Source organism: Pseudomonas sp. GW101-3H06, from assembly GCF_059424605.1.
The window spans coordinates 3,240,794-3,253,465 of sequence record NZ_JBWKZO010000001.1 but is presented as its reverse complement, the minus strand read 5'-3'; the positions used below and the strand labels follow the sequence as shown (position 1 = coordinate 3,253,465).

General features: G+C 59.8%; 9 protein-coding genes. 5 read left to right on the top strand and 4 right to left on the bottom strand.

What is annotated here, in order from left to right:
* Window positions 1–55: 55 nt before the first annotated feature.
* The 5 genes from arcD to AC07ZE_RS14845 all read left to right on the top strand — a co-directional run bounded on the left by arcD (window position 56) and on the right by AC07ZE_RS14845 (window position 5,300).
* Complete coding sequence (gene arcD / locus AC07ZE_RS14865; protein WP_207265473.1) at window positions 56–1,483, top strand: arginine-ornithine antiporter; 1,428 nt, start codon at window positions 56–58, stop codon at window positions 1,481–1,483.
* A gap of 31 nt (window positions 1,484–1,514) precedes the next feature.
* A complete protein-coding gene (gene arcA, locus AC07ZE_RS14860) occupies window positions 1,515–2,771 on the top strand; it encodes an arginine deiminase (protein WP_207265472.1) in 1,257 nt (418 codons plus the stop codon).
* A 67-nt stretch (window positions 2,772–2,838) separates the two neighbouring features.
* Entirely contained in the window at window positions 2,839–3,849 is a 1,011-nt protein-coding gene (locus AC07ZE_RS14855) for an ornithine carbamoyltransferase (RefSeq protein ID WP_095194281.1), read from the top strand.
* A 94-nt stretch (window positions 3,850–3,943) separates the two neighbouring features.
* Complete coding sequence (gene arcC, locus AC07ZE_RS14850) at window positions 3,944–4,873, top strand: carbamate kinase (RefSeq protein WP_207265471.1); 930 nt, start codon at window positions 3,944–3,946, stop codon at window positions 4,871–4,873.
* Between the two features lie 64 nt (window positions 4,874–4,937).
* Window positions 4,938–5,300 carry a DUF5064 family protein gene (locus AC07ZE_RS14845; RefSeq protein WP_207265470.1) on the top strand — a complete coding sequence of 121 codons (363 nt, stop codon included), beginning with the start codon at window positions 4,938–4,940 and terminating at the stop codon, window positions 5,298–5,300.
* A gap of 121 nt (window positions 5,301–5,421) precedes the next feature.
* Here AC07ZE_RS14845 and AC07ZE_RS14840 read toward each other — a convergent pair whose 3' ends face one another.
* From AC07ZE_RS14840 to AC07ZE_RS14825, 4 genes are all read right to left on the bottom strand, one after another.
* Complete coding sequence (locus tag AC07ZE_RS14840; protein WP_207265469.1) at window positions 5,422–7,068, bottom strand: fatty acid--CoA ligase; 1,647 nt, start codon at window positions 7,066–7,068, stop codon at window positions 5,422–5,424.
* 28 nt (window positions 7,069–7,096) lie between these two features.
* The gene (locus tag AC07ZE_RS14835) at window positions 7,097–8,875 is read right to left on the bottom strand and encodes an acyl-CoA dehydrogenase C-terminal domain-containing protein (RefSeq protein ID WP_207265468.1); all 1,779 of its coding nucleotides are present in this window, start codon (window positions 8,873–8,875) and stop codon (window positions 7,097–7,099) included.
* Between the two features lie 76 nt (window positions 8,876–8,951).
* Window positions 8,952–11,441 carry an efflux RND transporter permease subunit gene (locus AC07ZE_RS14830; protein WP_207265467.1) on the bottom strand — a complete coding sequence of 830 codons (2,490 nt, stop codon included), beginning with the start codon at window positions 11,439–11,441 and terminating at the stop codon, window positions 8,952–8,954.
* A 30-nt stretch (window positions 11,442–11,471) separates the two neighbouring features.
* Window positions 11,472–12,545, bottom strand: a complete 1,074-nt coding sequence (locus AC07ZE_RS14825; RefSeq protein ID WP_207265466.1) for a WD40/YVTN/BNR-like repeat-containing protein — start codon at window positions 12,543–12,545, stop codon at window positions 11,472–11,474.
* Window positions 12,546–12,672: the final 127 nt, after the last annotated feature.

Genomic DNA, 12,672 nt, shown 5'->3' with positions numbered 1-12,672 from the left:
TGATTAGTGAAGAAAACTATTCTGTTTTCTCTCTTTTCCCGCAATGGAGGCAACCATGTCAGAATCCCCCGGAAAATTGCGTCTCGGTGCACTTATAGCCTTGGTTGTCGGCTCCATGATCGGTGGCGGGATATTCTCCTTGCCGCAGAACATGGCCGCCAGCGCTGACGTCGGCGCCGTACTGATCGGCTGGGCGATCACCGCCGTGGGCATGTTGACCCTGGCCTTCGTTTTCCAGACCCTCGCCAACCGCAAACCTGACCTTGATGGCGGTGTCTACGCCTATGCCAAGGCCGGGTTCGGTGACTACATGGGTTTTTCATCGGCCTGGGGCTACTGGATCAGCGCCTGGTTGGGAAACGTCGGCTACTTCGTACTCCTGTTCAGCACCCTGGGCTACTTCTTTCCGGTATTTGGAGAAGGCAATACGCCTGCCGCCGTGATCGGCGCATCCGTGTTGCTGTGGGCCGTGCATTGGCTCGTGTTGCGCGGGATCAAGGAAGCAGCGTTCATCAACCTGGTGACCACGGTCGCCAAGATCGTACCGTTGCTGCTGTTTGTGCTGATTGCGCTCTTCGCTTTCAAGCTGGATATCTTCACCGCCGACATCTGGGGCCTGAAAAACCCTGACCTGGGCAGTGTGATGAACCAGGTGCGCAACATGATGCTGGTGACTGTCTGGGTGTTCATCGGTATCGAAGGCGCGAGCATTTTCTCGGCGCGTGCGGAAAAACGCAGTGATGTCGGTAAAGCCACCGTCATCGGCTTCATTTCCGTGTTGCTGATCCTGGTTCTGGTGAACGTGTTGTCACTGGGCATCATGACTCAGCCGGAGCTGGCGAAACTGCAGAACCCGTCGATGGCGGCCGTGCTCAAGCACGTAGTGGGTGACTGGGGTGCCGTATTGATCAGCGTCGGCCTGATCATTTCGCTACTGGGGGCACTGTTGTCGTGGGTGCTGTTATGTGCCGAGATCATGTTCGCCGCGGCCAAGGACCACACCATGCCGGCGTTCTTGCGCAAGGAAAACGCCAACCATGTACCGGTCAACGCGCTGTGGCTGACCAACGCCATGGTGCAGTTGTTCCTGATCATCACCCTGTTTTCGGCCAGTACCTACCTGTCGCTGATCTACCTCGCCACTTCGATGATTCTGGTGCCGTACCTGTGGTCGGCGGCCTACGCCTTTCTTCTGGCAATGCGTGGCGAGAGTTATGAAAACGCCGGGGCAGAACGCCAGAAAGACCTGTTCATCGGCGCTGTCGCACTGATTTACGCGATCTGGCTGATCTATGCCGGCGGCGTCAAATACCTGCTGCTGTCCGCCCTGCTCTATGCCCCCGGCGCGATCCTGTTCGCCAAGGCCAAGCTCGAAGTGAACAAACCGGTTTTCACCCACGTCGAGAAGCTGATTTTCGCGGCCGTCGTCATAGGCGCCCTGGTGGCCGCCTATGGGCTGTATGACGGTTTCCTGACCCTGTAGTAAATGATTTGTCATCCGGAGGATTACTGTGATGTCCAAGGAAAAAGTTAAGTACGGCGTTCACTCCGAAGCCGGCAAATTGCGCAAAGTCATGGTTTGCTCCCCTGGACTGGCCCATCAGCGGCTGACCCCGAGCAACTGCGATGAGTTGCTTTTTGATGATGTGATCTGGGTCAACCAGGCCAAGCGCGATCACTTCGATTTCGTCACCAAGATGCGTGAGCGTGGTATCGATGTACTGGAAATGCATAACCTGCTGACCGACACCGTCCAGAACCCTGAAGCCCTGAAATGGATTCTGGATCGCAAGATCACCTCCGACACTGTCGGCGTCGGCCTGACCAACGAGGTGCGCAGCTGGCTCGAAGGCCTGGAGCCACGCAAGCTGGCCGAGTTCCTGATCGGCGGCGTGGCCGGTGAGGATCTACCGGAAAGCGAAGGCTCCGCCGTGATCAAGATGTACCGCGATTACCTGGGCCACTCCAGCTTTCTGTTGCCGCCATTACCCAACACACAGTTCACCCGCGACACCACTTGCTGGATCTACGGCGGCGTAACACTCAACCCGATGTACTGGCCGGCTCGGCGGCAGGAAACCCTGCTGACCACCGCCATCTACAAATTCCACCCCGAGTTCACCAGCGCCTCCTTCGAAGTCTGGTACGGCGATCCGGACAAGGATCATGGCCAGTCCACGCTCGAGGGTGGTGACGTCATGCCGATCGGTAACGGCGTCGTGTTGATCGGCATGGGCGAACGGACATCCCGTCAGGCCATCGCCCAGCTGGCGCAGTCGCTGTTCAACAAAGGCGCCGTGGAAAAAGTCGTGGTCGCCGGCTTGCCAAAATCCCGCGCAGCGATGCACCTGGACACCGTATTCAGCTTCTGCGACCGCGATCTGGTCACGGTATTCCCGGAAGTCGTGAAGGAAATCGTGCCATTTGTACTGCGTCCCGACGACAGCAAACCATATGGCATGGATGTTCGGCGGGAAAACAAATCGTTCATCGAAGTGGTTGCCGAGTCCTTGAATCTGAAGCAATTGCGTGTCGTCGAAACCGGCGGCAACAGCTTCGCCGCCGAACGCGAGCAATGGGATGACGGTAACAACGTGGTGGCCGTGGAGCCCGGCGTGGTCATCGGCTATGACCGCAACACCTACACCAACACCCTGCTGCGCAAGGCCGGTGTGGAAGTGATCACCATCAGCGCCGGCGAACTCGGACGCGGACGCGGCGGCGGCCACTGCATGACCTGCCCGATCATCCGCGACCCGATCGACTACTGACCGAACACCCCCGCGCCGCGCCGTCCCTCGGGATGCGCGGCCTGACCCGAATTTCAGGAGAACCAACATGGCGTTCAATATTCATAACCGCAATCTGCTGAGCCTGGAACACCACACTGCCCGCGAATTGCGCTATCTGCTTGACCTGTCCCGCGACCTCAAGCGCGCCAAGTACACCGGTACCGAACAACAGCACCTCAAGGGCAACAACATTGCGCTGATCTTCGAAAAAACCTCGACCCGCACCCGTTGCGCCTTCGAAGTGGCGGCTTATGACCAAGGTGCCAACGTCACCTACATCGACCCGAACTCTTCGCAGATCGGCCACAAGGAAAGCATGAAGGACACCGCCCGCGTGCTGGGGCGCATGTACGACGCGATCGAATACCGTGGTTTCAAACAGGAAATCGTCGAGGAACTGGCCAAGTTTGCCGGCGTGCCGGTGTTCAATGGCCTGACCGATGAATACCACCCAACGCAAATGATTGCCGACGTGTTGACCATGCGTGAACACGCCGACAAGCCGATCCACGAAATCAGCTACGCCTACCTCGGCGATGCCCGTAACAACATGGGCAACTCACTGCTGCTGATCGGCGCCAAGCTGGGCATGGACGTGCGCATCTGCGCGCCAAAAGCCCTGTGGCCGGCAGACGACCTGGTGGCGCGTTGCAAACAATACGGCGAAGAAAGCGGCGCCCGGATTACCCTGACCGAAGACCCTAAAGCTGCGGTCAAGGGCGTGGACTTTATTCACACCGACGTTTGGGTGTCGATGGGCGAACCCGTCGAAGCCTGGGCCGAGCGCATCCAGCAACTGTTGCCCTACCAGGTCAACGCCGAACTGATGAAAGCCAGCGGCAATCCGCGCACCAAGTTCATGCACTGCTTGCCGGCGTTCCATAACAGCGAAACCAAGGTCGGCAAGCAAATTGCCGAGCAATACCCGAACTTGAAGAACGGCATCGAAGTGACCGATGACGTGTTCGAGTCGCCTGCCTGCATCGCCTTCGAGCAAGCGGAAAACCGCATGCACACCATCAAGGCGATACTGGTGTCGACTTTGGCTGACCTTTAACGGCTCACCCGGGTTTGCTCTTTGTGGGAGCGAGCAGGCTCGCTCCCACAGGAGACCGAGTCACCGCCTACTTCTCTTTTAGAAGGACTGCATTATGCGTATCGTCGTTGCTTTGGGCGGTAACGCCCTGCTCCGCCGGGGTGAACCCATGACGGCGGATAATCAGCGCGCCAACATCCGGATCGCCACCGAACAGATTGCCAAGATCCACCCCGGCAACCAACTGGTGATCGCCCACGGTAACGGTCCGCAGGTCGGCCTGCTGTCGCTGCAAGCGGCCGCCTACACCTCCGTTTCCCCCTATCCGCTGGACGTGCTCGGTGCTGAAACCGAAGGCATGATCGGCTATATCATCGAACAGGAATTGGGTAACCTGCTGGACTTCGAAGTACCGTTCGCCACGCTGCTGACCCAGGTTGAAGTGGACGCCAATGACCCGGCGTTCCAAAACCCGACCAAACCCATCGGCCCGGTCTATACCAAAGCCGAAGCGGAGAAACTTGCCGCCGAAAAAGGCTGGGCGATTGCCCCGGATGGCGACAAATACCGGAGGGTGGTGGCCAGCCCGAAACCCAAACGCATTTTCGAGATTCGTCCGATCAAGTGGCTGCTGGAAAAAAGCAGCATCGTGATCTGCGCTGGTGGTGGTGGTATCCCGACGATGTATACGTCGCCGGGCAAGCTCGAAGGCGTGGAAGCGGTGATCGACAAGGACTTGTGCTCGGCGCTGCTGGCCGAACAACTTGAAGCCGATTTGTTGGTGATCGCCACTGATGTCAATGCGGCGTTCATCGATTACGGCAAACCGACTCAAAAAGCTATCGCCCAGGCCCATCCCGACGAAATCGAAAAACTCGGCTTCGCCGCCGGCTCCATGGGGCCCAAGGTCCAGGCCGCTTGCGAGTTTGCCCGCAACACGGGGAAAGTTGCGGTGATTGGTTCACTCTCGGACATCGAGGCGATTGTGCAGGGCAAGGCCGGCACCCGCATCAGTACGGAAAAACCAGGCATCAGCTACGTTTAAAAAAGAAACTCCCAGGGCAGATCCAGGGTCTGCCCTACTCCAAGGCCTTCAAAGGAGAGACGACATGGCTACGTTCGAGCCCGGTCATTTGCACATCGAGCGCCACGCGCTGAACAAGGACGATGTCAGCTACAACATCCATATCGACTACGAGGTGGCGCAGGACCCCAAGGAAGGCAAAGGCATGCTGTTCAAGATGCATGGAATGATCCAGGGCAAGGAGGTCAACGAACCCTTCTTCCTGCCCAAGGATCAGGCCTACAACTTCGCCAGCAATGTAACGAAAATCGCGGAAAAGTACGGGATTCCCAAGGCGCTGAGCAGCATTGGGTCGATTCACAAGTACTACGACGCGATGTTCGAAGATGTGCGGGTGCAGTTGAACATGAAATCCGGCGACCCGGTCAAACCCGAACATCTGGAATAACCAATCGCCCCAACCCTGTGGGAGCGAGCCTGCTCGCGAAGACGGCTGATCATTCAACATCCATGCTGACTGACCTACCGCTTTCGCGAGCAGGCTCGCTCCCACGGAGGATCATCGTCGCTTACAGACTCATTTCCTGTTCCCTGATCAACTTCTTGTTGATCTTCCCGACACTGGTTTTCGGTATGTCCGCCACCATCCTGATCTGTCTCGGGATCGCCCACTTGTTGATGCGGCCGCACTCGACGTATTGAAGCAAATGGGCCGCCAGCATTGACTCGGTAAGGCTCTGTCCCGGCGCGCAAACAACCAGCGCCACCGGCCGCTCCCCCCACTGCGCATCAGGAATCCCGACAACCGCCACCGACGTGACGGCCGGATGCTCGCTGATCAGGCTTTCCAGCTCCAATGAGCTGATCCACTCCCCGCCCGTCTTGATCACGTCCTTGATCCGGTCCTTGATTTCCACGACACCCAAGGCATCGATCGAAGCGATGTCGCCGGTGTGCATCCAGCCGTTTTCCCACAGTTGCGCGCCTTGCTCGGGCGCTTTGAGGTAACCCTGGGTCAACCACGGAGCACGGACCACGATTTCGCCCAGCGCCTCGCCATCCTGAGCGACCTCGTTGCCGCCGGCATCGATGATCCGCAGGTCGACCATCGGCACCGCCACCCCGGTCTTGATCCGCGCGGCCACCTGATCTTGCGCCGGTTGCGCAAGCTCGGCGTCGCTCAGGTGAGACAGGCACAGCAACGGACAGGTCTCGGACATCCCGTATCCGCTGTGCACGCGCATACCCCGTTCCGTGGCCTGGGCGGCCAGCCCGTGGGTCAAGGCACTGCCGCCCAGGAGCATTTTCCAGCCACTGAAATCGGTCCGGGCCGCTTCGTCACAACCCAGGATCATTTGCAGGATCGTCGGTACACAGTGGGAAAAGCTGACCTTCTCTTCGCGGTACAACCGGACCAGGCTATTGGGCTCGTAACGACCGGGGTAAACCTGCTTGATCCCCATCAAGGTCGCGACATACGGTACGCCCCAGGCATGGACGTGGAACATCGGGGTGATGGGCATGTACACGTCATCGGAACGCAGCAACGGCAGGCTCTGGTACACGCCGAGGGTGCCGACGGCGTTGAGCGTGTGCAGCACCAACTGGCGGTGGGTGAAGTAAACGCCTTTGGGGTCGCCGGTGGTGCCGGTGGTATAGAACAGGGTCGCTACCGAGTGCTCATCGAAGTCCGGGAAGTCGAAATGAGGTTTCGCACCCGCCAGCAGGCGTTCGTATTCACCCACCACCGGCAGCGTGGTCGAGGGTACTTCGCCGTCACTGAGCTGGACGTAGCCTTTGACGGTCGTCAGCTGATCGTGAATCTGCTCGATCAATGGCAGGAAATCGTCGTGAACCAGTACCAGATCATCCTCGGCGTGGTTCATGGTGTAGAGCACCTGCTCGGCGGACAGGCGAATATTCACCGTGTGCAGCACGGCGCCAATCATCGGCACGGCAAAAAAACATTCCAGATAGCGGTGGCTGTCCCAATCCAGCAAAGCCACGGTATCCCCGGCCTTGACCCCGGCTTTCGTCAGCGCGTCGGCCAGGCGTTTAATCCGCTCATTGAGCGTCCGGTAGTTGTAGCGCAGCTTGTCCGCGTAGACGATTTCCTGATCGGGGCAATAGCGTCCGCCCGAGAGCAAAAGGCTCTTGATCAACAAGGGATAGGTGTAGGCGTCTTGCGCGGGCGCGATTATTTTTGTGGTCACCACAGTGAACTCTTCCTGATGCTGTTGGTTGTCAGAACTGCGATGCGTCGAGCAGAAACAGCGACTCGCTGCCGGCTTTCACCGAGGCGCTCAACGAGTGAATCCGTGGCAACAGACGAGCGAAATAGAACCGCGCCGTGCCCAGTTTGCTGGCGTAGAACTCGTCCTGCGCCTCCTTGCCCAAAGCTGCCTTGGCCATCAAGGCCCACATGTAGGCGTAGGCGGTGTAGCCGAACACTTGCAGGTACTCCACCGAAGCGGCGCCGATCTCTTGCGGATTGTTTTGGCAGCGATCCAGCACCCAGGCGGTGAGTTCGTCGAGGTTGTCCAGAGCCGCGTCGAGCGGTTTGACGAATTCAGCCAGCTCGGCGTCCGCCGTGGCGGTGAAGTGGCGGACTTCATCGGCAAACAGCTTGTAGGCCGCGCCGCCGTTACCCACGATCTTGCGCCCCACCAGATCCAGCGCCTGAATGCCGTTGGTGCCTTCGTAGATCTGGGTGATACGCACGTCGCGCACCAGTTGCTCCTGGCCCCACTCGCGGATGTAGCCGTGGCCGCCGAACACTTGCTGGCCGTGCACGGTGGTTTCCAGGCCAAGATCGGTGAGGAACGCCTTGGCCACCGGGGTCAGCAGCGCCACCAGATCTTCCGCACGTTTGCGCGTGGTGGCGTCTTCGCTGAACTTGGCGGTGTCCAGTTGCATCGCCACGTAAGTGGAAAATGCCCGGCCGCCTTCGTTCGAGGCTTTCATGGTCAGCAGCATGCGACGCACGTCCGGGTGGACGATGATCGGGTCGGCCACCTTGTCCTTGTTCTGCGCGCCGGTCGGCGAACGGCTTTGCAGGCGGTCACGGGCGTAAGCCAGCGCATTTTGATAAGAACGCTCGGCCGTGGCCAAGCCTTGAATACCAACCCCCAGGCGTTCGTAGTTCATCATGGTGAACATCGCCGCCAGGCCTTTGTTCGGCTCACCGACCAGGTAACCCACGGCTTCGTCGAAGTTCATCACGCAGGTGGCCGACGCCTTGATACCCATTTTGTGCTCGATCGAGCCACAGGACAGTGTATTTCGCTCACCAAGACTGCCGTCGGCATTGACCATGAACTTGGGCACCAGGAACAGCGAAATGCCCTTCGGTCCCGCCGGCGCGTCCGGCAGCTTGGCCAGCACCAGGTGAATGATGTTTTCAGCCAGGTCGTGTTCGCCAGCGGTGATGAAGATCTTGGTGCCGCTGACCTTGTACGAGCCGTCAGCCTGGGGTTCGGCCTTGGTGCGGATGATCCCCAGGTCGGTGCCGGCGTGCGGCTCGGTCAGGCACATGGAACCGGTCCAGAGGCCCGCGTACATGTTCGGCAGATACGCCGCTTTCAGCGCTTCGCTGGCGTGGGCGTTAATCGACAGGCAAGCCCCGGCGGTCAGCATCGGGTACAGGCCGAAGGAAAGATTGGCCGCGTTGACCATTTCCTCGACCTGGGCCGAAATCGCCTTGGGCATGCCCATGCCGCCGTAGGCCGGATCACCGCCCACGCCGACCCAGCCACCCTCGGCAAAGGCACGGTAGGCGTCGGCAAAACCGTCAGGCGTAGTCACCTCGCCGTTACTCCAGGAACAGCCCTGCTCGTCGCCACTGCGATTGAGCGGTGCGATGAGGCCCGCAGCTACTTTGCCGGCCTCTTCAAGAATCGCGCTCGCGGTGTCTTGATCCACCACCTCGGCCAGCGCCGGCATGGCGGCCCAGAGCGTGGAAACGTTGAAAACTTCGTTGAGTACGAATCGGATGTCGCGCAGCGGCGCTTTGTAATCAGACATATTTGAAAGACTCAGGCAATGTCAGGGCATCGAAGATGCCCTGGTCAATGGAAGTGGCACTCTTATGAGGGGACGCTCAGGAGTGGACGCCAACAAGCTCCGCCGAACGTTCAGTGGACGTAGACGTAGACGGAACGGGAGTGATGTTTCGCAGCAGAAAGAACGACAGTGCCGGAATCAGGATCAAGGCACCGAGCATGTTCCAGAGGAACATGAAGGTCAGCAGGATGCCCATGTCAGCCTGGAACTTGATCGGCGACCAGGCCCAGCACACGACGCCCGCCGCCAGGGTAATGCCCACCAGCCCCACCACCCGACCGGTGAACGACACCGCGTTGCGATAGGCCTGTGCCAAAGGCATGCCCTGGCGCTGGTATTGCAACTGCACGCTGAGCAAGTACAGCGCGTAATCCACACCAATCCCGACCCCCAAGGCGATGACCGGCAGGGTCGCGACCTTCACGCCAATGCCCATGACCACCATCAAGGCTTCACAGAGAATTGAGGTCAGCACCAGTGGCAGCAGCGCCACCAGGGTTGCACGCCAGCTGCGGAAGGTGATCAGGCAAAACAGCGTCACCGCCGCATAGACGTACAACAGCATGGTGCGGTTGGCTTCGCGCACCACAATGTTGGTGGCGGCCTCGATCCCGGCGGTACCGGCAGCCAGCAGGAACTGGCGATCCGCGGTGCTGTTCTCCCTGGCGAACTGGTCGGCGACCGCCACCACCGCGTCCAGGGTCTCGGCCTTGTGGTCCTTGAGGAAAGCAATCACCGGCATCAGCGAACAGTCGGTGTTGAACAGCTCCGGAGCATTGACCGAGGCCTGTTGCGCCGCGTAGTTCAAGACGTTCTGGTTGCGCTGGATGCTGTTGAGCTTGGGGTTGCCTTCAAAGGAGCCGGCGGTGATCTGGCGCACCGCGTTGACCAGCGAAGACGTGGCCTGCACACCCGGTTGCTGTTGCAACGTCCAGGCCAACCGATCGGCGAGGACCAACGTCTGGTAATTCAGGCAACCCTCGGGCGCGGTCTTGATCATCACCGCGAACAGGTCGCTGGACAGCGCATAATGGCTGGTGATGTAAGCGTTGTCGCGGTTGTAGCGCGAATCGGCACGCAGTTCCGGCGCGCCACTGTCGAGGTCGCCGATTTTCAATTGCAGGCTGACCATGAAACCGCCAATGCCCATCAACAGCGCGACCAGCACGGCACCCGTGGCCCACTTGGCGGTGGTGAAGCGATCGAGCAGGTCCCAGAGTTTGCCGAAGCCTTTGTGCTTTTCTGCACGGGTGTCGATTTTCAGCGCACGCTCGGCGGCCTTTGCTCCAACGCCGACATAGGACAACGCCACCGGCATCAACAACAGCGAGGTGAAGATCAGCACCGCCACGCCAATGCTGGCGGTGATGGCCAGGTCCTGGATCACCGGAATGTCGATCAGCATCAGCACCGCAAAGCCCACGGCGTCGGCCAGCAAGGCGGTGACGCCGGCAATGAACAGGCGGCGGAAGGTGTAGCGCGCGGCAATCAGCTTGTGGGTGCCTCGGGCGATGTCCTGCATGATGCCGTTCATCTTCTGCGCCGCATGGGACACGCCGATGGCGAAGATCAGGAATGGCACCAGCACCGAGTACGGATCAATGGCGTAGCCGAGCCAGGCGACGATGCCCAGTTGCCAGACCACCGCGATCAACGAACAGCCGACCACCAACAGGGTGCTACGCACGCAACGGGTGTAGGCATAGATAATAAGTAGCGAAGTGACCACGGCCAGGCCGAAGAACATCATCACCTGAATCAAACCATCGATCAGGTCACCCATCAGTTTGGCGAAGCCGATCACCCGGATCTTGTAATGCCCTTTGCCCTCTTCTGCGGCCTTGTGCTCGGCGCCAGCAAATTCGATCTTGTCGCGCAGGCGTTCTTCGAGCATCCGCGAAAACGTGTGGTAGTCGATGCCGTGGCCAGTGGCCGAGGCCTTGTCCAGCAGCGGCACGATCAGCATGGTTGACTTGAAGTCGCTGGCCACCAGACTGCCAACAATGCCGGCGCGATTGATGTTCTGCCGCAGTTGCTCGATGTCTTTAGGGGTGCCCTGGTAGGCGTCAGGCATCACCGGCCCACCCTGGAACCCTTCTTCGGTGGCTTCGGTCCAGCGCACCGCCGGACTCCACAGCGACTTCATCCAGGCACGATCGACGCCCTCGGCGAGGAACAGCTCATCGTTGACCTGCTTGAGCACGTTCAGGTACTCGGGGTCGAAAATGTCACCCTGGGTGTTTTCCACCACCACCCGTACCGAGCTTCCCAGGCCGCGCAACGATTTACGGTTTTCCAGGAAATTCTGAATGTACGGCTGACTCTGCGGGATCATCTTCTCGAAGCTGGGACGCAATTCCAGGCGGGTTACCATCATGTAGCCCAGTACCAGGGTGATCGCGGCCATCAACAGCATAAACAGCGGCCGGTGGTTGAACACCCATCGTTCCAGCCGGTTGCCGGAACAGCGATCGAAGTCACGCAAGTCGCTGATCACCGGCATGGTGTCTTGCTCAATACTGCCCATAGGAGGGTACCCGCTCTGATTTAACTGTTTTTATTCTTTGGAAAGCACACGTGCGCCACGACTGCCCACCACAATCAACGAGCCGTCGGCGGCCTGGACGGCACCGGCCACGGGTGACTGGTTTTGCTGGGCGAACAACTGCAACTGCGTCCCGTGGTCCGGGCTGAGCAACAGGTGCCCGGCCTGGGTGAACAGCCACAAGTGACCGTCTTCGGCCAGTGTGGCGGCCGTGATGCTGACCTGCAGGCCGCTGTTGAGCAGCGTCCAGCTGACACCGCCATCGGTGCTGCGCAGCACATGCCCGCGCAAGCCGTAGACCAGTACTTCGCCGGGCTTGCCGATCACCCCGAAAAAGCTGCCCTGATAGGGTGTCTGCAACGCCATGAAGTGTTGTCGGGCGTCATTCCATTTCAGTAGCAGCCCTTGCTCGCCGGCGATGTACAGTCCGTCGCCAGTGGCGGAGATGGCATTGAGGTGAAAGCTCTGCGGGTTGTCGGTACGGTCCTGGAACGGCGTCCAGTGTTTACCACCGTCTTCGGTGCGCAGGATCAGGTTGAACACACCCACCGCGTAACCCAGGTTGTCATTGGCGAACCAGACATCCAGCAGCGGCTTGTCGGCGCCCTCCTCGGTCAGCCGCTGACCTTCGGCGACCAGCAACGGCCATTGCTCATTGGCCGGCTCGGCCTGTGCCAATGCGCCGTAATGCTTGACCAGCAAGGCGCCGATCTGGCGGCCATCCAGTTGCTTTTGCCAGGTCGCGCCGGCATCGCTGCTGTGCAATACCACGCCGTCGCCGCCGACCGCCCAGCCCTTCATGGGCGAAGGGAAGTACACGGCATTGAGGTCGGCGCTGACCGGCACGGCGGCCTGCTGCCATTGCTGGCCGGCGTCATCGGAATAAAGAATGTGACCACGCTGCCCCACGGCAACCAGTCGCTCGCCGGCACGGGTCGTGTCCAGCAACGGGCTGCGCACGGCCAGGGCACTGGGGGTGGCGGGCAGATCGAGCACGTCAACGTAGGCGGCAGCCTGAGCCAATCCATGCAACAGAGCCAGCGCGGCGCCCAACAGCAGCGGCACGCACTTCTTGAACGAACACATACGGCGTCCCCTTGAAATCACTTAAACGCAGGCATCTTCATTTGTGGCGAGGGGATTTATCCCCGTTCGACTGCGAAGCAGTCGCCAATCCCGGCAAATCAGTCTGTCTGACCGGACATTGGGGCCG